21 protein-coding genes are annotated in these 20,110 nt (G+C 68.5%); 6 read left to right on the top strand and 15 right to left on the bottom strand.

All coding sequences use genetic code 11. The annotated features are described in order from the left end of the window. Positions 1 to 138: 138 nt before the first annotated feature. From OO63_RS14860 to OO63_RS44685, 6 genes are all read left to right on the top strand, one after another. A complete protein-coding gene (locus OO63_RS14860; protein ID WP_031192226.1) occupies positions 139 to 1,128 on the top strand; it encodes a DUF302 domain-containing protein in 990 nt (329 codons plus the stop codon). After that, complete coding sequence (locus OO63_RS14855; RefSeq protein WP_169786614.1) at positions 1,112 to 1,900, top strand: hypothetical protein; 789 nt, start codon at positions 1,112 to 1,114, stop codon at positions 1,898 to 1,900. Before OO63_RS14860 ends, OO63_RS14855 begins: the two co-directional genes overlap by 17 nt. A gap of 302 nt (positions 1,901 to 2,202) precedes the next feature. After that, positions 2,203 to 2,793 carry a TlpA family protein disulfide reductase gene (locus OO63_RS14850; RefSeq protein WP_030359249.1) on the top strand — a complete coding sequence of 197 codons (591 nt, stop codon included), beginning with the start codon at positions 2,203 to 2,205 and terminating at the stop codon, positions 2,791 to 2,793. A gap of 17 nt (positions 2,794 to 2,810) precedes the next feature. Continuing rightward, the gene (locus OO63_RS14845; protein WP_199819500.1) at positions 2,811 to 3,728 is read left to right on the top strand and encodes a cytochrome c biogenesis CcdA family protein; all 918 of its coding nucleotides are present in this window, start codon (positions 2,811 to 2,813) and stop codon (positions 3,726 to 3,728) included. Between the two features lie 155 nt (positions 3,729 to 3,883). Continuing rightward, positions 3,884 to 4,582 (top strand): Crp/Fnr family transcriptional regulator, encoded by a 699-nt coding sequence (locus OO63_RS14840; RefSeq protein WP_030359251.1) that lies wholly within the window; start codon positions 3,884 to 3,886, stop codon positions 4,580 to 4,582. Positions 4,583 to 4,860: 278 nt separating this feature from the next. Then, complete coding sequence (locus OO63_RS44685) at positions 4,861 to 5,316, top strand: hypothetical protein (protein ID WP_157854001.1); 456 nt, start codon at positions 4,861 to 4,863, stop codon at positions 5,314 to 5,316. A 273-nt stretch (positions 5,317 to 5,589) separates the two neighbouring features. Here the strand turns inward: OO63_RS44685 and OO63_RS45395 are convergent, their stop codons facing one another. From OO63_RS45395 to OO63_RS14765, 15 genes are all read right to left on the bottom strand, one after another. Further along, positions 5,590 to 5,916: a hypothetical protein gene (locus OO63_RS45395; protein ID WP_157854000.1), complete on the bottom strand. Its 327-nt coding sequence runs from the start codon at positions 5,914 to 5,916 to the stop codon at positions 5,590 to 5,592. Between the two features lie 239 nt (positions 5,917 to 6,155). Next, complete coding sequence (locus tag OO63_RS14830; protein WP_051810867.1) at positions 6,156 to 6,944, bottom strand: 3-deoxy-manno-octulosonate cytidylyltransferase; 789 nt, start codon at positions 6,942 to 6,944, stop codon at positions 6,156 to 6,158. Between the two features lie 102 nt (positions 6,945 to 7,046). Next, positions 7,047 to 8,168: an adenosylhomocysteinase gene (locus OO63_RS14825; RefSeq protein WP_030359254.1), complete on the bottom strand. Its 1,122-nt coding sequence runs from the start codon at positions 8,166 to 8,168 to the stop codon at positions 7,047 to 7,049. Positions 8,169 to 8,194: 26 nt separating this feature from the next. Then, complete coding sequence (locus OO63_RS14820) at positions 8,195 to 9,145, bottom strand: NAD-dependent epimerase/dehydratase family protein (protein ID WP_030359255.1); 951 nt, start codon at positions 9,143 to 9,145, stop codon at positions 8,195 to 8,197. A gap of 74 nt (positions 9,146 to 9,219) precedes the next feature. Then, positions 9,220 to 10,056 carry an aminoglycoside phosphotransferase/kinase family protein gene (locus OO63_RS14815; protein ID WP_030359256.1) on the bottom strand — a complete coding sequence of 279 codons (837 nt, stop codon included), beginning with the start codon at positions 10,054 to 10,056 and terminating at the stop codon, positions 9,220 to 9,222. After that, positions 10,053 to 10,709, bottom strand: a complete 657-nt coding sequence (locus OO63_RS14810; RefSeq protein ID WP_030359257.1) for a histidine phosphatase family protein — start codon at positions 10,707 to 10,709, stop codon at positions 10,053 to 10,055. Before OO63_RS14810 ends, OO63_RS14815 begins: the two co-directional genes overlap by 4 nt. After that, positions 10,706 to 11,470: a phosphotransferase gene (locus tag OO63_RS14805; RefSeq protein WP_030359258.1), complete on the bottom strand. Its 765-nt coding sequence runs from the start codon at positions 11,468 to 11,470 to the stop codon at positions 10,706 to 10,708. Before OO63_RS14805 ends, OO63_RS14810 begins: the two co-directional genes overlap by 4 nt. After that, entirely contained in the window at positions 11,467 to 12,312 is an 846-nt protein-coding gene (locus OO63_RS14800) for a class I SAM-dependent methyltransferase (RefSeq protein WP_030359259.1), read from the bottom strand. Before OO63_RS14800 ends, OO63_RS14805 begins: the two co-directional genes overlap by 4 nt. A 31-nt stretch (positions 12,313 to 12,343) precedes the next feature. Then, on the bottom strand, positions 12,344 to 12,856 hold the full coding sequence (locus OO63_RS14795) for a P-loop NTPase family protein (protein WP_030359260.1): 513 nt from the start codon (positions 12,854 to 12,856) through the stop codon (positions 12,344 to 12,346). A gap of 96 nt (positions 12,857 to 12,952) precedes the next feature. Further along, positions 12,953 to 14,020 (bottom strand): glycosyltransferase family protein, encoded by a 1,068-nt coding sequence (locus OO63_RS14790; RefSeq protein ID WP_030359261.1) that lies wholly within the window; start codon positions 14,018 to 14,020, stop codon positions 12,953 to 12,955. Next, a complete protein-coding gene (locus OO63_RS14785; RefSeq protein ID WP_030359262.1) occupies positions 14,017 to 15,747 on the bottom strand; it encodes a carbamoyltransferase family protein in 1,731 nt (576 codons plus the stop codon). Before OO63_RS14785 ends, OO63_RS14790 begins: the two co-directional genes overlap by 4 nt. Continuing rightward, complete coding sequence (locus tag OO63_RS14780; protein ID WP_030359263.1) at positions 15,744 to 16,700, bottom strand: thymidylate synthase; 957 nt, start codon at positions 16,698 to 16,700, stop codon at positions 15,744 to 15,746. The genes OO63_RS14785 and OO63_RS14780 overlap by 4 nt, the downstream gene beginning before the upstream one ends. Beyond that, complete coding sequence (locus tag OO63_RS14775) at positions 16,697 to 18,559, bottom strand: hypothetical protein (protein WP_030359264.1); 1,863 nt, start codon at positions 18,557 to 18,559, stop codon at positions 16,697 to 16,699. The genes OO63_RS14780 and OO63_RS14775 overlap by 4 nt, the downstream gene beginning before the upstream one ends. Continuing rightward, positions 18,556 to 19,224, bottom strand: a complete 669-nt coding sequence (locus OO63_RS14770) for an HAD family hydrolase (RefSeq protein ID WP_078619144.1) — start codon at positions 19,222 to 19,224, stop codon at positions 18,556 to 18,558. The genes OO63_RS14775 and OO63_RS14770 overlap by 4 nt, the downstream gene beginning before the upstream one ends. A gap of 99 nt (positions 19,225 to 19,323) precedes the next feature. Continuing rightward, positions 19,324 to 19,812 (bottom strand): ATP-binding protein, encoded by a 489-nt coding sequence (locus tag OO63_RS14765; protein WP_051810866.1) that lies wholly within the window; start codon positions 19,810 to 19,812, stop codon positions 19,324 to 19,326. Between the last annotated feature and the right edge of the window lie 298 nt (positions 19,813 to 20,110).

Genomic DNA, 20,110 nt, shown 5'->3' with positions numbered 1-20,110 from the left:
GTCGTGCACGAAAAGCGCCGCCTAGAGGGTTCCCTCCTCGCCGCGCCCGCTGGGAGGGCAGGGCGCGGCACGAGACCTGCCCTCCCCGGGCCCGCGCGGCCCGCGACAGCGACTCGACAAACTCAGGGGACCTGACCTATGAAGCTCATCCGACGCCCACTGCGTTCCCGCCGTGCCCGTTACACGGGCCTGGCCGTCGGGGCTCTCACCGTGGCTCTGACCGCCACGGCGTGCGGCTCCAGTGACTCATCCGACACGGCCGACGCCGACAAGACGCCCGCCCCGCCGGCCTCCTCCGAGGAGTCCTCCGCAGCGGATTCCGCCGCGGTGCAGACGGCATTCACCTCGTACGCCTCGTCGAAGTCGTTCGACGACACCGTTAGCGCGCTGAAGAAGTCCGTGGCGGACAGCGGGATGATGGTGCTCGGCGATCTGAACCAGGCGGGCGCGTTGAAGTCGACGGGCCTCAACCTCAAGGGGGCGCACTCGTTCTTCGTCGGCAATCCGGCCAAGGGCAAGATGTTCTTCCAGCAGAACCCGGCCATCGGCACCGAGATCCCGATCCGGATGTTCGTCTGGGCGGACGAGGACGGCAAGGGCCACGTCGGCTACTTCGACCCGGCCGCGATGTTCACCGCCGTCGACGAGCAACTCGCCGACGGCGGCAAGCAGATGGCCATGGCCGCCGACAAGATCGCCCAAGGGGCGACGGGCGGCTCCGCCGAGGCCGGTACGAAGGTCGCGGCCTCCTTCGTGTCCGTCGATTCCGCCAAGTCGTTCGCGGATACCGAGAGCGCGCTGAAGAAGTCCGTGGCGGACAGCGGGATGATGGTGCTAGGCGATCTGAACCAGGCCGGCGCGCTGAAGTCCACGGGCCTCAACCTCAAGGGCGCGCACGCCTACTTCGTCGGGAACCCGGCCAAGGGCAAGATGTTCTTCCAGCAGAACCCGGCTATCGGTACGGTCATCCCGCTGCGCATGTACGTCTGGGCGGACGACGACGGCAAGGCCCACATCGGCTACTACGACCCGGCCCCGCTGTTCACGGCCATCGACCCGAAGCTCGCCGACGGCGGCAAGCAGATGAAGATGGCCGCGGAGAAGATCTCCCATGGTGCCGTCAAGTAGTGCTCCGGTCCGCAGCCGTGCCCCGGACGTCGCCTCGTCTCCCGTTCGGGCCCTTGCCGACCTGGCGCTGACAGGTGTGGTCCTGGCCGGGGCCACGGCTGCGGGCGCGCTGCTGTTCGCTCTCGCCCAGGGCGGTTACGGCACGCTGCCGGATCTGGTGCGCGAGGTCGGCGTCCCGGGCGCGCTCGCGGTCGTCATCGCCCCGCTGATCGCTTTGCGGGTGGCGGGGCCCCGGCTGGGCCGGGCGGTGCTGCTCGGCGCGCTTGGCGGCATCGCGGGCACTGCCGTGCTCGAACTCGTACGGGAAGTGGGCTTCCGCGTCTTCGACTCGATGCCCGGAGACATCCCCATGCTCATGGGGGTGCTGCTGCGCGACCAGATCATGAGGGGCCCGGACACGGCATCGAACATCGCCGGGTGGATGTACCACGTCTGGAACGGCGCGATGTTCGGCATCAGCTACGCCGTGCTCATCGGCGGATTCCCCTTCCGCCGCTGGGGCGCCGGACTCACGGGCACGCTCCTTGGCACCGGGTACGGGCTCACGCTCGCCCTCGGATTCCTGCTCAGCCCGGTACCCAACGCGGTTGGTGCGGGCGAGTTCGGCGCCGACATGTGGCCCAAGTTCCAGCTCACCGTCGGCCTCGCACACGCTGGATTCGGCGCGCTGCTCGGCTTCCTGGTGCACCGCTACGGTCACCGGATCGCTCCGGTGTGGACGGTTGCCTGCGCCCTTCTACCCAGGCGCCCGGCAGGTAGAGCGGGCGACTGAACGTCGTGGTGCGGGCGGTAGCGCCCAGCCCGCACCACGGCACGGGAGCGGGGGCGGAAGCCGGACCGGCGTCGTCACAGGTTCCCCCGGACCGGACGACCGGCCCCGCTCCCACTCCAGGACCCATCCCGGGGCGTGCCGCCAGCTCTCGACGGTCGGCACAGTCCAGCGCACGGACGGTTTCCCGCCCGGTATCCCTCATCCGGGTCAAGGAGGGAAGCGCTTATGCCCCGTACCGGGTTCCCGTCAGGACCGGCCGCCCCTCGGTCGGCCCTGACGGCCCCATTGGGAAGGGACTTGCGATGCGCATCAGGCGTTTCGGTACCACCACCGCGGTCATCACCGCCGCGTTCGCGCTGCTGGCGGCGGGCTGCGGCAGCACGGAGCAGAAGACCACCGCAGCCGAATCGGCGACGGGCGAACCGGGCCGGACCGCCTCGCCCAGCCAGGGCAGTGGCGCCACCAAGGCAGCCTCTGCCCCCGTACCCGACGAGCTGAAGTTCACCACCACGACCCTCGACGGCAAGAAGTTCCAGGGCTCCTCGCTCGCTGGGAAGGACGCCGTGCTGTGGTTCTGGGCGCCCTGGTGTCACGTGTGCCGCTCCGAGGCCCCGACCATCGCCAAGGCCGCCGACAAGTGGAAGGGCAAGGTCACGTTCGTCGGCATTCCCGGCAAGAGCCGCACCGCCGACATGAAGCAGTTCGTCGCCGACACCGGCCTCGACGGCATCCAGCACGCCGTCGACACCGACGGGTCCCTGTGGTCCCGCTTCGGCGTGCCCGCCCAGCCCGCCGTCGCCCTCGTCAACGACGACGGCACCGTCAAGGTGGGCCTCGGCCCGGTCGGCGCCACGCAGTTCGGGGACGAGATCGAACGGCTGACTCTCAAGTGACCGGAGTGCCTTATGCGTTGGCACTCACCGCAGGGATGCTCGCCGCGGTCAACCCCTGCGGCTTCGTTCTCCTGCCCGCGTATTTGACGCTGTTCATCTCCGGCAGCGGCGAGCAGCCACGAGACGGTGGCCGACGCGGCTCCCTTGTCCGGGCTCTGGTAGCCACCGCAGCGCTGACCGGCGGCTTCGTCCTGGTCTTCGGCACCTTCGCGCTGCTGGTCTCGCCGCTCGCCCTGTCGGTGGAGCGCTGGCTGCCCTGGGCCACCGTCGCCATCGGCCTGCTCCTGATCGCCCTCGGCGTCTGGCTCCTGGCCGGGCGCGAACTGCGCGTCCGCCTACCGAAGTTGCAGGCCACCGGCAACCCGGCCGACTCGGCCCGTTCCATGACCCTGTACGGCATCTCGTACGCCATCGCGTCTTTGTCGTGCACCATCGGCCCCTTCCTCGCGCTCACCACCACGGCCTTCCGCGTCGGCAGCGTGCCCGCGGTGGTAGGTGTGTTCCTCGCGTACGCCGCAGGCATGGGCCTGATTGTTGAGGCGTTGACGCTGGCCGTGGCGCTGTCCCGACAGGCTGCCCTGGCCCGCATCCGTGCCGTTCTGCCCTATGTCAGCCGCGCTTCCGGGGCACTGATACTCCTCGCCGGCGCTTATGTTGCCTACTACGGCTGGTACGAGATCCGCCTGCTGCGCGGCGATGCGGACCACGACCCTGTGGTGAGCACCGCCACCCGCTGGCAGGGTGCCGTGACTCAGTGGCTGAATGACCTGGGCCCCTGGCCCCTCGTGGCCGCCGTGCTCGTCCTGCTCACGATGGGGTGGGCGGCACGGGCCCTGCACCGCCGCCGTGCCGCTACCCGGAAGCAGGAGTCCTGCTCACCGGACGAAGAAGAATGGTCCGACGGACCGGACGAGACGTACCACCCAGCGAAGTGACGGCACTTCGGTGCGGGCAACCCTCGTGCTCTGCCTGCCAGCCACCCTCCCGATCCGACACCGAGGAGGCATCGAGGAAACCCGCTCACATCCGCTGAACCGAAGGAAGTGTCGGCACGATGACACCATCCGCCCACTTTGCGACCCCATCAACCATGTCTCGGCTCACCGCACTCACAGGCCCACACGCACAGCACCTCAAGCAGGCAGCCTGGGTCGCCCGCTGCGTCGGGCGTGGCCGCCACGCACCGCTGAACCACACCGACCTGACCGCCCTCGCGGGTGTCCTGCACCCCGTCGAGGCCCGGCCCGGCTCCGCCGTCACCACCGCGGGCGCCACCTCGAATGGGGTGTGGATCCTGCGGGAGGGGCACGCCGAACTGACCGTCGGCACCGGGCCTCGCCAGGCCGTGGTGCACGTCCTGCGCGCCGGGGACGTCGACGGTGATGTCCAGCTCCTTCTCGGCATGCCCCTGCCCTACACCACTCGCACCCTGGACAGCTGCACGTTCCTGCACCTGCCCGCCGCCGACTTCCCCCGAGTCCTGGACCGCCACCCGGCCATCGCCCGTCGCTGGCTCGCCTCCATCGCCGCCCGCCTCGCCCACAGCCAGGCCCGTCTCGTCGCCCAGCTCGGTGCCTCTCTGCCGCAGCAGACCGCTCGCCTCCTGCTCGCGGAGGCCGAGGACGGCACAGTGCCCCTGCCCCAGCGCACGCTCGCGGCCATGCTCGGCGTACGCCGCCCCTCCCTGAACAAGATCCTCAGAGAGTTCGAGCAGCACGACGCGATCCAACTGGCCTACCGGGCCATCCACATCACGGATCCGGCCAGGCTGATCCGACTGGCCAGGTAGCCCGCCAGACGAGCCGCGGACCGGTGTGACGATCGGCTCAGCAAGCCAGCTGCGTCCGCTGCCTGACAGCTCCTCAACTCACTGGAAATGCCGAGGCCACACGCGGGTTCCCACATCGTCGCCACCGTTCACGACGGGCTTCGGGGCTCGCGTGCGGGCACAGTCACTGCCCGCACACGAGCTGCCCAGACCCACCGTGGCGACGACAGCCCAACCCACAGCGGAGGCCGCAGTGCTCAACGACGTGCCCCCGCCACACGACACATGGAGAACCCCGAATGAACCGCAAGCGCCTTATGGCCGCCGCGATCCTGGTGGCCTCGGCCGCCCTGTCCACCGCCACCCCCGCCTCCGCGGACGACCTGCCGCTGTTGGACCAGCCGCAGCAGACCGCCGCTCAGCAGGTTCGCGCCCCCGAGCCGGAGGCTGAGTCGGGCAAGCTGACTGTCCACCCGGCCTCCTCCACGGCCACCAGCAACGGCGACACCGCCTTCGTCCTCAGCGGCCAGAACCTTCCGCCCAAGCAGAAGTTCACGCTCAACAGCACCGGCCTCAAGCACGCCTGCGACAAGGACACCCTCAACGGCAAGACCATCACCAGCGACCTGGCTGGCCGCTTCCACTTCGCCGGCGAAGCCAAGGGGTGCCTTGCCGGCACCTACACCATCGAAGCCACCGAACAGGCCACCCCGTACACCACCCACACCGCTCAGTACGCCCTCAAGGCCGGCTGACCCCGGCGACGGTCCGGCCGATCCGCACCCCTGGCGGGTCGGTCGGGCCGACGGTCACGGGTTGTCCGGCCGGTTGCCTGCCGTCTTCGACAGTCGGCGTCACGGAGGGCCGGTACTGGAGCGTCCGTGACGCCGCTCCTCACCGTCGTTCCGAAGCTCACGGCCCACCAACGGCGCGTGGCGGTGCGGGGAAAGCGGGCGACTTGCGTGCCCGAACGCCTCGTACAGGCTGCGTGTGCCGGGTGGGCTCACGTGGACAGGAACGGTGAGCGATCAGGCGAGGGCCGCGGCACCGTCCGGCGGGTCCTTCGGCATAGGCAGGGAGACCGCCCCGCTGGGCGGACAGGGCTTGGGCCGACGTGGTTCGCGTACACCCGCGCCGCCCGGCCCCGGGCCGCCGTCCAGCGAACCACAGGAGGGGACGAGCCGGACCACGCGCACCGTCGTGACCACCCACAGAAGTGCGAGAACCGCGGCAGCCGCCCCTGTGGGCAGCAGCACACCGGCCAACGCGCCCCCGAGCAGCAGCCCGGCCATCGCCGCGGACACGGACAGCGACCGGCGGAGACAGCCGCGATACGTCGCCACTGTGCGGCCCAACTTCGCGATGCTGACCGGCCCTTGCCAGGCGGAGCAGGGTCTGCGCCCACATGGTGTGCACGCAGCGCACGCTCCTCGCGATCGGGAGGAGCAGGCGCGGTTGTACCTGCCGATGCGACGCCTTCGCTTGACGACCATGGCGCGCCCCCGTCCGGTGATGTCGAGGTGCCTTGTGGCCCAGGGTGAACCGCAACCACCCATCGGGGCAAGCACTCGTCGCACCGTCAGGCTGTGGCTGATCAGTACGACGCGGCGCTGCCAGGACCTCCGGAAACCTCCCGCAGTCTCGCGCGAGCTCTTTCAAGATCCTCTGGCGTGTCCACCGCGCACTCCGTGTCGCTCACGCGGAGCATCCGCACGCCGTATCCGTGCTCGATGAGCCGAAGCATCTCGATGCCCTCGGCCTGTTCCAGAGGACCTTGAGGGAGGCGCCGGAACAAACGGAGCCCATCGCCCGTGAAGCCGTAAAGGCCCAGCTGGCGCAGGTAGGTTGGCCGACAGCCTTTCGGATACGGAATTGGCTGCCGGGAGAACATCAGCGCCTCCCTGCTGCTGCCTACGACGACCTTGACGACGTTGTGGTCGAGCACGGACCCGACTTCGTCCAGCTCTGCATATGCATTGACGGCCACCATCTCGGGCTCCAGGCGCAGCAACGCCTCGGACACGGCGTCGATCGCGGCTGCGCTGATGAACGGTTCGTCGCCCTGGACGTTGATGTACGCGTCGGCCTTGATCCGCTGCGCGCACTCTGCGACCCGGTCGGTTCCCGTGGGGTGTTCGGCGGTCATCAGACAGGGAATGCCGAGTTCGCGACAGGCGGCCTCGATGCGCTCGTCGTCCGTGGCGACCAGAGCCTCATCGAGGCGCTTCGCTTGTGTACAGCGTTGATAGACGTGCCACATCAGAGGCTTGTCGCCCAAGACGGCGAGTGGCTTGCCGGGGAATCGTGATGCTCCCCAGCGGCAGGGGATAACTGCTATGTGACGACGTGGTGTTGAGCGCGGAATGATCGTGGTGGCGGCCACGGAATTCTCCCGTCGAGGGGCGGTCAGGGGCGTGTGGTGCGCGGGAGGAGAGCCAGTTCGGCCCGGACGGTTGGTGGGGGCGACCGCCTCGAATTTCCGCCCTCACCTGTCGAAGTGGTCGAGCCAGATCTCGGCGATGGTCTGGCGGTGGATCGGGGACATTTCTTGGAGCCCGGGGACAGGGCCGCTCCGGCTCAGCGCGGCGGTGGCAGCGAGTATTTCGGCCTGGACGAGGTGGATATACGAGCCGACGGCCGCGCCGTGGACGAAGTTGACCGCGCCGCCGTCGGCGAGCACGTAGAAGTAGTGGCCGGTGACTTCGTATCGGGTCAGCTGCTCGGCGACCTTCGTACGTTGGTAGAGGTCATCCAGGTAGCTCAGCTCGAGTTCGTCCTCCGACGAGGTCACGGATGCCACGTAGGCGCCGTTGCGAAGCGCGGAGAAGTGGTGTTGGCGCAGTGCCAGGTTGCCGGTGGCGCACAGGACCAGGTCGGCGCCGCGAAGTGCTTCCGTGCAGGAGCCCGCTGTTGAGAATCCTTGGGCGCGGGCCTGTACGCGCTTGATCGGATCGCTGTCGTACACCGTGACGCGCAGGTCGTGGGCGCGGAGGGTCTGGGCGATGGCGCGGCCGACCTTGCCGAATCCGATGACGCAGGCAGCGCGACTGGTGAGGATGTCGCCGCGGGTGCGCACCAGGGCGTCAGTGGAGAAGACGATGGATCGACCGACGAGGTGGTCCTCGCAGTCCTTCAGCGGCGAGCGTGCCACGGAGATCACGGGGCAAGGCAGGTCACCGAGTGCGGCGTATCGCTGGTGGCCGTTCTCGGTGTCCTCGACGACTCCCAGGACTCGGCCCGAGAACTTGTCGACCAGCGTGCGGAGGCTCGGCGCGAAGTAGCCGCCGATGTCGAGAAGGACCACGTCCGTTCCCGCAGCGGTGTCCTCCAGGAACTCCAGAGCCCGGGTCTCGTCAGCGAACAGCTCTCGGCTGAGGCCGTGGACGGCATAGCTGTGCTGGACTTCATCGAGCGTCGGCTGGTCGATGGAGCGGGGCTTGGGGAGGACGGCTCCGATCGCGACAGTCCGGGACATGGCCTGGAGGAACGCCGGGCGCTCTTGGAGTAGGTGCGTGATGATCAGGGCTGTGACCTGGCCGTCGGCAGGGAACTGCGCGGTGATCCGGCGGAAGAACGCATCCAGCCGTACTTTCTCGGGGCTCTCCACTGCAACTCCTGCTGGTCGCGGGGTGATCAGGCTGCGGCGCCGTACCCAGCGGCTTGGGCCAGGGCCTGCATATGAGCGCGCAGCCCGTTGTGCAGGTCAACCTGGGGCTGCCAGCCGAGAACTTCGTGGGCGCGAGCGGGGTTGGCTAGGGTCGTCAGGACGTCTCCGCCGCGCGCGGGCTCCAGGTGAATCTGGATGTCGCGGCCGACAAGGCTCTTGGCGATGTTGATGACTTCGAGCAAGGAGGCGCTGGAGCCACCGCCGACGTTGAAGGCGCCCGTGGCGTTGGGGACGGTGGCTGCGGCGATGGTGGCGGTGACGGCGTCGTCGATGTAGGTGAAATCCCGGCGCTGGTGGCCGTCGCCGTACAAGGAGAGCGGTTGCCCGGTGAGGGCCGCGTGGAGGGCACGATGGATGAACATGTCGGCGCGCTGTCGGGGGCCGTAAACCGTGAAGTACCGCAGGGCGACCACCTCTGTCGGGCAGTTGGCGCGGGCGGCGTGCGCGAGGCACAGCTGTTCCTCGGCGAGCTTGGTGACGGCGTAGGGCGATGCGGGGCGCAGGTGATCGGCCTCAACGCTGGCGCCACCGCTGGTCGGGCCGTAGACGCTGGAGGAGGAGGCGACCACCAGTCGAGGGACGCGCATGCGATGGGCGGCTTCCATCACACGCTGCGCGGCGAGGATGTTCGAGGCGACGTACTCATTGAACCGGGGGCCCCAGGAGGGGCGAACTCCAGGCACGGCGGCCAGATGGAAGATGACGTCCGCTTCGAACAGCAGCGGGTCGACCGAGCAGTTGAGCAGGTCCGCGGTGATGTGCATGTATCCCGGAACGCCTTGCAGAGCAGCGAGGTTGGCCGCAGCGACCTGGTCAGTGGCGGGGTCCCGGCGGTCGACACCGATGACGATGGTGCCGGACCCAAGCAGAGCGTGGGCGAGATGGGAGCCGATGAATCCGGCGGCCCCGGTGACCACCGCGCGGCGGAGAACCGGGGGGTGCGGAGCGGGGGTGTGTTCTGACACGGGGCTGTCTCCAGGGGCGTGGTTGGTCAGCTCAGGCGGGCGAGGACGGTGCGGCCGTGGGCGCTGAGGGCGGGGTTGTCTTGTTCGTGACCGCGGACGAGCGCGGTGACTGCTTCGATGGCGCCGAACCTCTCCAGCAGCCGTTGGTCGGTGCCGGTCAGAGGAGAGCCGTATCCGGAGAGGAAGGCGTCGCGCAGGTGGGGCGCTGCTTGCCAGCGGCGAAACTCGAGGCGGGCGAAGTCGCGTATGCGGGCATCTCGACGCATGTGCTCGAAGTCGTAGATACCGAAGCGCTCTCCGAGGATCCAGTTTCTGGGTTGGTAGTCGAGGTGGCAGATCGCGCTGTCCATGAGGGTGCCGGCTAGGGCGTCTGCGGCTTCCCGCAGGCTGCCGCGTTCCGTCGCCGAGAGAAGTTCGACCCTGTCGGCTCGGTCGATCCAGCCGAGGAGGCGCTGCGCGAGGTCGGCTCCGATGGCCCCGGTGTGGGCGACGGTCGTGGCACGGTGAAGTCTGCCCAGTACGACGCCGGCGTCGTGGTGTGCTTGCTCCTCCTCGGGCGACCCGGGCGCGAAGGTCTCGACGCTCGATCCGCTCATGGCGGTGACCAGCAGGGTGCGTGTGGAGTCCTGTCGGCCGATCAGTTCCGGAGCGTGCCCTTCGAGGTGTCGCCCCCACGTCAGATAGGCGATGGTTTCCCGGACATACCTCTCGCGGTTCTCGTGTTGCTTGGCGAAGTACTTGCGTCCGTGGGCGTCGGCGAGACACAGCAGGCGGGGCGGGAGTGTGGGTTCGGCCACGATGCTCACCGCTCCGACTGTCTGCCGGGCAAGTTCCACGCGCGGGTCTGAGAGGTCCGTGATCATGATGCGGCCTCTGTTGTTAAGGCCGCCAAGTGTTCGGTGTCGTTGTGGCGGTCGAGCATCCAGCGCCTCTGGCCGAGCCGGTTGAAGTGGTGCTGCCAGCGCGTGATCGACCCGTGGGAAATGGTGAAGCCCGCCGGCGAGCCCAGTGGGATCTGGAGAAGCAGGGTGTGCGCGACGATCACGGTCTCGCCGTGTGCGGCGAAGAGCACGCGATCCCCCTCATGGCGTGCGATGAGAGCTCGGAGGAGGTCGCCCGCGCGCTGCAGGTAGCCGTTCCAGGTGTCTGACCCCTCCGCCCAGGGTGTGTCGGGATGGGCATGTGGCCCGCCATTGGCCAGGTCCTTGATCTCGGTCCAGGGCTTGCCGTCTGCCGCGCCGTGCACTGGGCCGTCGAGCCCGGCCTCGGTGCGCAGCGGAATCTTCAGCGTCTGGCTGAGGATCTCTGCGGTCTGTCGTAACCGAATCCGAGGGCCGGCGTAGAGCGCGGTGAACGGGAACTCTTGATGCTCGGCAGCCAGCCGTGTCGCAGCCCGTTCGACCTGGTCGTATCCGAGGTTCGTGAGCCCGGTGCAGGTACGCGGGCCGCCGACCACGCCGGCGACGTTGCACTGGGCCTCGCCGTGGCGGAGGAAGACGAGTTCGGTGGTGATCATGCCGGACCTTGGAGTCGGGGGCGCTGAAACGGCCAGCCATAGCGGTAGCCGTTGCGCCCGGCGTACGGGGCAGTGAGGACGGAGTGCAGGGCGAGGAAGTCATTGAGGCGCTCGCGGTCAGTGGTGCCGAGCCGGGCATCGTGGCGTGAGGCAGCCTCGTTGTAGGCGGCTAGGGCCTCGTCGGCGGCGCCTGCGGGGAGCGGGCCGTACGTCATGATCAGTGTCGCGATCAGCTTGGCTAGGTCGTACGCGAACGGGGCGAGCGTGAGGTCGTCGGTGTCGACGACGAAGACGGTGCCGTCCTCGGTGATCACGTAGTTCCGGGGATTGCTGTCCTTGTAGAAGGCGGTGGGTCCCTCCGCTGTCTTCTCCAGGAGGGCCAGCATCGCGTGGAGGGCGATCTTGTCCGGCAAGTAGCCCTGCTCCAGCCTCTTGTGCAGGGCCACCTCGCGCGTGCCGACGTAGTCGCCGAAGATCGTCCCGTCCCGAAAGGTGTGCGGCATGTTCAGGGCAGCAGGTCGCAGGTCACTCGCCCACGCGACGCCGTGAGCGTCGCCCAGCAACCGAGCCAGTCGTGACAGGTCACCCTGCTGAGCGGGGCGCCCCTGGATTCGCTCGAAGGTCAGGCTCGTCGGACCCACCACCGTCAGTGCCGGCTGCCGCAGTGGTTGGGCGTGGGTAGCGATCCAGGCGTAGTTCCGGGCCGCTGCGGCGACCTGACCAGGGTCGTTGTAGTGCTTCGTGAAATGGGTGACGGTCACGACCGGGCTCCTCGCGGCCGAGCCACCACGTACGTGATGACGGAACCGGTGGTGATCGGGCGGTCCGGGACGAACTCATGGAGCGAGGCCGCCAGCGCACCCGGGTTGCCGTACAGGCCGGGGGCGAGGTCGTATTTCGGATTGGTGGCGAGGTACTCGGCCGCGTGATCGTGCCCGTCGAAGGTGAAGCGGTGCTCCTCGTGCTCGGCCGCGAGTACGTCGAGGTTCGGCTTCGCCAGGTCAACGAGATTGCCGCTGTGCGCGGCGACGTACAGGCTTTCGTGACGTTCCGCCCGCGGGTCGAGTCCGGCGGCTGCCGCAAGGGCGTCCATCTCGCGGTAGCTGTCCAGCGCCTTGGTGACCAGAACGGCCAAGCCGTCGGGGCGAAGGACACGGGCGATCTCCGCGATGGCGTCCGCTGGCCGAGGCGAGTGGTAGAGACAGAAGGCCGCCACGGCCAGGCCGCAGGACGAGTCCGGTATCGGCATCCGGTGGAAGTCGCCCTGCAGGAAGCACATCTGCACGCCGCGGATTCGACCAACACGTTTCCGGGCTTCCGTGATCAGGGCAGGTGCGGCATCAAGGCCGACGAGCCGGGAAGGGCAGAGCTGCTCGGCGAGAACTCGGCTGCTCGTCCCCCGCCCACAGCCGATGTCGACCACGAGGCCGAGGCGCCCCGCCCGCTCCCCGTGGTGGGCCCGGACCAACCGGACAACCGTGTCCGGTACCGGATCCCCGGCGACCTTCGCGCGCATCAACGCGCTGGATCGGCCGACCAGCCGAGACGCGTGCCCGTACAGCTCCTCCCGGCGCGCCGGGTCGAGGAAGGGATTGACGCTCATGCCGCGCACCCTTCTCGGGCGCGCCGGCTCGTCAGCGCTGCTCGGTGGCCACCCGCTGCAACCAGCGCCGGGTCTGACGTCGCCCGGTCAGCAACACCACATCGGCGTGCCCCGCGGCGAACTGCTCGATCTTGGCCATGACGCGGGGGCGCATCTTGCGGCGGTACGTCGCGACGTACTTGATCACGCCCCAGTGGATGCGGTTGTGCACGCCGTTGCCCTTGTGCCCGGCTCCGTGGCGGATCTGGCGGGAGAAGATCCCGTACAGAGCGGCTGGCGTCGAGACGTCCATGAGGACGATGGTGTCGCAGGCTTCGAGCCGAATCTGCAGCGTTGAGTTGTAGTTGCCGTCGATCACCCACTTCGGCTGCGCGACCAGCTCGCGCTGTACCTCGGCGAACTTGTCCATCGGCAGCTCGTTCCACTCGTCGTCGTAGAACGCGGCGTCCAGATGCGTGACCGGGGCGTCCAGCACCTTTCCCAGCTCGCGGGCCAGGTACGACTTGCCGCTGCCTCCGCAGCCGACGATGGCGACCTTCTTCATGGTGCTCCACCCTAGGGGTGCTCGGGTGTCCGGACGGCACGGCCGACAGAACACGTACGGATGATCCAGGCGTGGAGCCCCGGAGGACCAGCTGCATCAGGCCGCTCCTTGCTGACGCGAGGTTGCCCCCGTGATGGTGTCGAGGACGGCCTCCAGGGCGTCGACCTGCCGACTGAGACGGAACAAGCTCAGACGATCAAGGCAATCTGCGATCAGGTCCACATGCTGCCGAGTGCCTGCGATGGCACGAAGTCGGTTGAGCTGGTGGATCACATGGCTGCCGGACCTCACCACCAGGGCTTCGGGCACGAACCGTTCGACCTGGCGGATGTCGGCGGGGGCCAGCGGCAGGCACCCGGCGAGCACGGCCTCGAAGATCCTCTGGGTCATCTGGCCGACCTCGGCGTATCGCTTCGGCAGGAGAAGGACCGTAGCTATTGCTCCGCTGTAGAGCCGGTGTGCCTCCTCGAAGGGGATCCGGCCGAGGAAGGAGACGTGGGGCCAACGGCTGGTGTCAGTCCACTTGCCGCCAACTTGGTGATCGAAGCAGGAGGCGGCCGGTGAGAAGTAGCGGTCGAAGTGCTCGTCACGGTCCTGCCGATTACCGACGTACTGGTTCCCGACGTAGCCGAGCGTGATCTCGCGCGGCTGCTGGGCGAGCACGCTCGGATCCGCCTGGGCCAGCAGTCGGTCCGCGACCGGGAAGAGCAACGGGTACGCGCCGGGGGTGGGTTCGAGGGCAGCCTCGCAGATGGCCACCCGCGGAGCGCGACGCCAGGGACTGTCCGGCCGCAGCTGCCGGTCTTTGTCCCAGATCACCATGGGCGTGCCGCACGCAACGGAGTATCGCTTGATGAGTTCGGCCTGTCGATGAAGGTCGCACGTGTGGCCCGGGGTGCCGCATTGAGTGGTGTTGCGACCGTCGATCGGCCAGCGCCATTCGAGGAACAGGACGTCGATGTCCGGTATGCCGCTGTCGAAGGTGTAGGCACCGCCGAGGTTGTCGCCCGCTTCGAGCAGGTCGCGGTTTGCCTGCAGGAAGACGATCTCGTGGCCTCGGTCGTGGAGAGCGTCAATCAACGGACGCCGGTGGCTGCGGCCTCCGTCTGGGGTATCTGTGATGCCGTTGCCGAGGAAGCCCCAGAAGCTGTAACCGATCTTCATTTGGTGATCCACCGGCCTTCCAGTAGAAGGGCGTCGAGTCCCGAGCCGGCGAGGCAGTTCAGGGCCATCTCCGGGGTCCCGCAGATGGGCTTGCCCTTGATGTTGAGCGAGGTGTTGATCAGGACGGGGACTCCGGTCCGGCGTGCGAACGCCCGCAGGACCTCGTGCATGAAGGGGTTCTGGTGCGCGGTGACGGTCTGCAGGCGTGAGGTGCCGTTGGCGTGGACGATGGAGGGGATGTGCTGGCGTGCCTTGTCTGTCACCCCCGAGGCCATGGACATGTACGGCGCCTCCTGGCCGAGGGTGAAGAACTCCTTCGCCTGGTCCGCGAGGACCATGGGGGCGAAGGGCCGGAAGGGCTCACGGAACTTCACGGTGGCGTTGAGCCTCTCGACGACTCCGGCCTCTAGAGGAGACGCCAGGATCGAGCGGTTGCCCAGCGCACGAGGGCCGGTTTCCACGCGGCCCTGGAACAGGCCGACGATCATTCCGTGGGCCAGCTGGTCGGCGAGAAACTCCGCGACCTCGATCCCCAGGACCTTCTGTTGGAGGCCCGGCCATGGCGTGAGATCGAGGGTCGGCTCCGGGTAGGACGGGCCGAGGTAGCAGGCGCGGGCCACACCGGACACCGGTCGCCTGCTGCCGCTGTCGGTGTGCAGAGCGACGGCGGCCCCGATGGCGGTTCCGGCGTCGCCCGGCGCGGGCGGTACGAAGACGTCGTCGAAGATGCCGGCCTCGATGATCCTGCCGACGCTCACGCAGTTCGTCGCCACACCACCGCCGAGACATAGGCGCCGTGAGCCGGTAACCAACCGGGCCCGCCGTGCCAGGTGCAGCATCACCTGCTCAGTGCGCTCCTGCAGGGCCGCCGCCAGGTCACGGTGGACGTCCTGGAGGGACTCGCTCGGATGGCGCTCGCCGCAGGTCTCTTCAATGAAGCGCCGCGAGGTCCGTGGATATCCCGAGGAAAGAACGCGCGGCAGGAAGTAGCCCGGGTCCAGAACGAAGCCGGTGGCGGTGGTCCGAACGGCTCGGGCGAACAAGTGGCGGAAGCGGGCCGGGTCACCGAGCGCGGCGAGGGCCATCACGGTGCCCTCTTCGTCGCCGCGGCCCCAGCCCAGGTGCTCGGTGATCGCTCCGTACACGTAACCCAACGAGGCCGGGTCGTGGATCGCCTCCACGGTCCGGACGGCCGGACGGCTCGCACAGCGGCCGTCGGCGATGGTCGTGGTCTGTCGCTCGCCCAGACTGTCGACGATCAGCACCGCGGCGTCGTCCCAGCCAGAGGCCGCGAAGGCCGCGAGTTGGTGCGATCGGTGATGAAGGACGGGAGAGATACGGGCGCCGGGAAAGCGCCGTTTGAGGGACTGGAGCCGTCGTTGGGTTCGCAGGGCAACCTTCGCGAAGCCCACGGCCCTTGGCACAGCCCGGCTGCGGGTCGCTGCTGAGAACGCCAGGCGCAGGGAGGCGGGGGACTCGACGAGGTAGCGGGCAGGTTGGAAGTTGTATGCGACGGCGTCCACGTCGTCGGGCACGAGTCCGGCCTCGCCCAGCAGCCACTCGACTGCCCGGCGCGGGTACTGTCGCGTGTGCTTCTCCTGGGAGAGACGCTCCTCTTCGACAAAGCCGATCAGCTCCCCGTCGACCAAGAGCGCAGCTGCCGAGTCATGCGTGAAGGAGCAAAGCCCGAGGATGACGGACGGCACGTGGTCCACGGCGGCGGTCACCTCGCTGCCGCCTCGACGCGGCGTGCCGACGCCTTCGCGCGACGGTCCAGTTCGCCGTACCAGCCGACCAGGGCCTGGCCGAGCGGTCCGTTGATCGTGTCCGCCACCCGCCACGCCTGCTCGTGCAGTCCGTCCTTCCACAGCCGGTAGCTGCGCATCGTCGCGGCCATGGCGTCCCAACCCGGGTGGCCGGTCACATCGCGGGCCTCTACCTGGTCGAGAAGGTCGCCGAAGCCCTCCCACTTCGTGGTGAGTTCGGGCATCACGGCGCTGGCGGTGACTTCGAGGAGTCCGTCGGCGTCGTCGAGGTGGCGGTCGTAGATGTGGAGAGAGCCGACGTGGTGGTGGTACTCACCAACTTCCGCGTCGAGCCAACCGGCGACCAGCTCGTGCAGGGTCGTGTAGAAGAACAGGTCGTACGGCATCCCGATCCACACGTCCTGGCCACGCATGGTGGTCGACATGTGCAGGCGACCACCGCGCAGGTGGAAGCGGAAACCGAGCGTGCACGGCACGTCCTTGTGGCCGGCGGCGTCCTGGGCAGGGTCGTAGAGCTGGATCAGTGCCCTGCGCGAGTCGGGGTCCTCCTTGAGGATCTCGACGACGCGGTGCAGCTGGTCCACCTTCCCCGCCCAGTTCCGCATCCGCGGTCCGTACGCGCCGCGCAGGACTCCGTCATCGGCGAATTTCCGCAGCTGTGCGTTGTAGTCGAAGATCCACGGAGCGTCGGAGCCCGAGAGGTGCCAGACAGTCTCAGCTACCGCGAACGCGGGATTGATCACTCGCGAGGGCGGTGCGTACAGCAGTCGAGCCCGCGGTTGAGTGAGCCGCATATGGACATCGAGCACCTCCCGGGTCTCCATGCCGCGGGGGCTCACTTTCTCCCCGTTCTTGGCCAGGGACACGGCGCCGACGAAGAGTTCGGCGACGCTGTCGGCAGTCAGATTCGTCATTGGGCAGAGGCTCCCTCGCCCTGCGGCAGCCCGGATTCGGCGCCGGGGGCATCGTGGTGGTCGGGGGTGGGACGCGCAGCGTCGGCACGGTCGAGGATCAGGCGCGCGATCTCGGCTGTACTGTCTCCACGCCAGCGGCACACGGCATCTGCTGCCGCGTGCACAGTTCGCGGGCGCGGGCCGCGTAACGCAGCCAGTGCATCGGCGACTTCGTCGGCGCTGGTGCACCGGCGAGCGAGTCCGTGGTCGGCGAGCCCCAGCGTGCGCTCGCCGGGACGGCCCACTTCGAGAACGGGAATGTTCAAGAGCGCGGCTTCGATGCCGCACGTGGAGTAGGCGCTCGCGACGACGTCGGCGCCGGCGAGACAGCCGCGTGCTCCCACTCGGGGGTCAGCCACGGCGGCCAGCGGTTCGCCGTCTCGCTCAAGCAGGCGGTCGAAGGTATCCATGCTCTGTGCCGGATGCGGAGCGACGATCAGCCCCCAACTCCCGTCGGCTCGCCACAGCCCGTCCAGAATGAGGTCGGCGTGGGCGCGGAGCCGTTCAGGTCCGAAGGGCTGGCATGCCCAAACCGCGATGCGGTCAGGTCTACGACCTTTGCCTGTGCTCAGCAGCTTCCGCATGTAGCGTCGTTGGGCCTCACGGCCCAGGCTGGTCAGGGCGTCGAAGCGAGGCTGGCCCAGCACATGGATCTCGGCCTCGGGGTGTCGCACCCAGGCTTTCGCCATCGCGACATCACGCTCACCCATGACCACGATGTGGCGGCTGTGCAGGGCGGGCCACGCCACCGTGTCCTCGGCCCACGCACCGTGTTGCAGGTGCACCGTGTTGATCCCGTGGCGCTCGGACATGTGAACGGCGAGCGCGCCGAGCGGGCTGGTGTCGTTGCTGACCACCACCGTGTGCGGACGGGCTGCCGTGAGCACGTCCTTCAGCCACGTCTCCACTCGCACCACGGAGCGCCAGGACGGCTGAGTACACCCCCCACCGACCTGCACAAGGCCGGCGGCAAGGTGGGCCAACCGGTCCAGTCGAACAGCATGATCGTGCACGTCTACCGTACGACTGCCGTCGTAAGCACTGTTCTGGAGCGGCAGCTGGTCGAATGCGCCGTCGAGGTCGAAGAGCCGAGGCGACGCGGGATGAACGACGACGGACTTTGACACCGGGGCCGGGCACCGCTCGGCCGGATCGGTCGCGAGATCGACCAGCACGCTCCGCCGCCCGTCCTGCGCCAGTTTCTCCAACACCGGGAGCAGCGTGCCCGCGTGGCGCGACGACCAGGAAAGGCCCACCACATCGGCTCGGGGCAACGTCGAGGGAGAAGGGCCGAGCGCCGGCTCAGGTGCTTGCGTACGAGCCAGGTGTTTCCGCAGCAGCGCTGATCGCGTGGGGTTGTACGGCGCTGGGGCACCCAGCACATAGGCGACGCCGGACCATGTGACGGTGTACGCCCTGTACTCGCGCGAGCTGCTGTCACGGATCCCGATCAGCCCTTCGTACGGGGCGAGGGACAGCGGACCGGGCGATCGCGCGAAGGGCGTCCATGTGTGCAACGCCAGCAGCTTGCGCACCAGCTGGGTCACCAGACGTCGGACAGGAACGTGCTGGACGTACAGCCATTCCGCGCCCTCCGGAGTCGTCACGCTGTGGGAGCAATAGGCTTCGAGCTTCGCCATCAGGTGTTCGACGCGCCGGTCCACCTCGCGCTGGTCGAGCGGCAGCGCCTCGAGTTCGGCCGTGGTGACCTTGTCCGAATGCAGTCGGGCGAGGGCGCCCTCGCCGACCAGCGCCCATAACGGCTCGCCACCCGACTCAGTGCGGGCTATGCCAAGGGCGCTGCGCCGCTGGGCCGTCACGGCAGGCTCCCCTCGACGAACGCGGTGTCGCGATGACGCGCGTCGAGGAGCCGGAGGAGATCCTTCGGGGACTGCGCGATCTCGGGCGTGGGCGTGCCGGGGCATCCGTACCCCCAGCCTGCATGGATGTAGGAGACGCCGGCGCGGCGCGCGGCCTCCTGGTCCACCGCCATATCGCCCACGTACGTACCGTGGGCCGGGTCGGCACCGAGATCGACAAGCGCGAGTAGGAGCGGGTCCGGCGCGGGCTTCCCCCGGCCTTGTCCGCCGGGGACGCGGACCGTGGCAAACGGGCACCCGAGCTGGGCAAGGAGTGGCGTCGCGCGGTCCAGCGGCTTCGACGTCACGATTCCGAGGCGCCAGTCGGCGGCCACGAAGGCGTGGAGGACCTCGGCGATGCCGTCGAACTGCCTTGCCAGGTGAGCGGCAGCCATCGACGCCCGCGAGTAGATCGCGTGAATCCCGCCGACGTCGGTGAGTTCGAGCCGTTCCATGATGTCGTTGAAAGGTCGGCCCAGATGCCTTTCGTACTCCTCGAACGGCACGTCGATGCCGTGGGACTCTTGCACCGCCTTCCACGCCGATTCCATGACCGGCCGCGTGTCTACGAGCACGCCGTCCAGGTCGAGGAGCAACACATGGCGCGGGTCGACGTCGGCTTCCATCTTCTCCCTCGGGGCTTCAAACGAAGCGGTGGGCGAGTGCCGGACGGGCATGGCGAACACCTCCAGGTCGGGCGGATCGGAGCAAGGGACGAGCAAGCGCTACGACGTGGGGTCTGCGGCGGGGCGCCGTACGAGTGCCACCACCCGCTTCCCGCTGCCGTCCGCCTTGAGGCAGGCCCTCCATGCGTCGGCCTCGGCTGTCACGATCTGTAACCCGCGTCCATCGCTCGAGTCGACCGGGGCGACCCGCGGCTTGGGCGACCGTGGGGAGTTGTCCTCCACCTCGATCCCCACCACATCGACCAGAGCGGTAAGGGTCAGCGTGATGTGCTCGTCGGGGCGGCCGACAGCTTCGTTCTCGGACTCGCCCGGCACTTGGGGAGCGCGGCCATGTCGCTGCGCGTTGGTGGTGAGTTCGCTGACGATCAACACGGTTCGGTCCAGGAGGTCTTCCAGACCCCAGGCCGTGAGCGCCTCGCGGGCGAAGGCGCGCGCCTCCCGCGGTGCCCGGTCGTTCGCGACCATCGTCAGAATCTTCCGGCGCTCGGCTGCCTCGTTGATGGTGTCCAGGGCCTGGATGGTGACCACGGGCGGCTCCTCATAGCGTCCGCCAGAGTCCGTTAAGGACTCGGCGGACAACGGCGGCCGAAGCGGTGGAGGCCGGCGGTGCGGGTGCTGTGGAGCTGGCCATGGCGCGTGGTCCTTTCGTGGAGGGGGCCAACGGCAAGTGAGGTTCACCCTCGCCTGGGGCACCTCGTCGCCGTATGAAGCCGAGTGGGCGTCCGGTACGGCTGCTGGCGCTGATCGCGACGGCCTGAGCGGCTCCCGCCATGTCACGCATGAGGTACGGGGTAAAGCGAACCGCGCACTCTAGGAACCATGAAGT

The sequence above is a fragment of the Streptomyces alboflavus genome, assembly GCF_000716675.1.
Classification (GTDB): Bacteria; Actinomycetota; Actinomycetes; order Streptomycetales; family Streptomycetaceae; genus Streptomyces; species Streptomyces alboflavus.
Note: the sequence above shows the minus strand (reverse complement) of the source record. Positions and strands in the feature narration are given on the sequence as shown.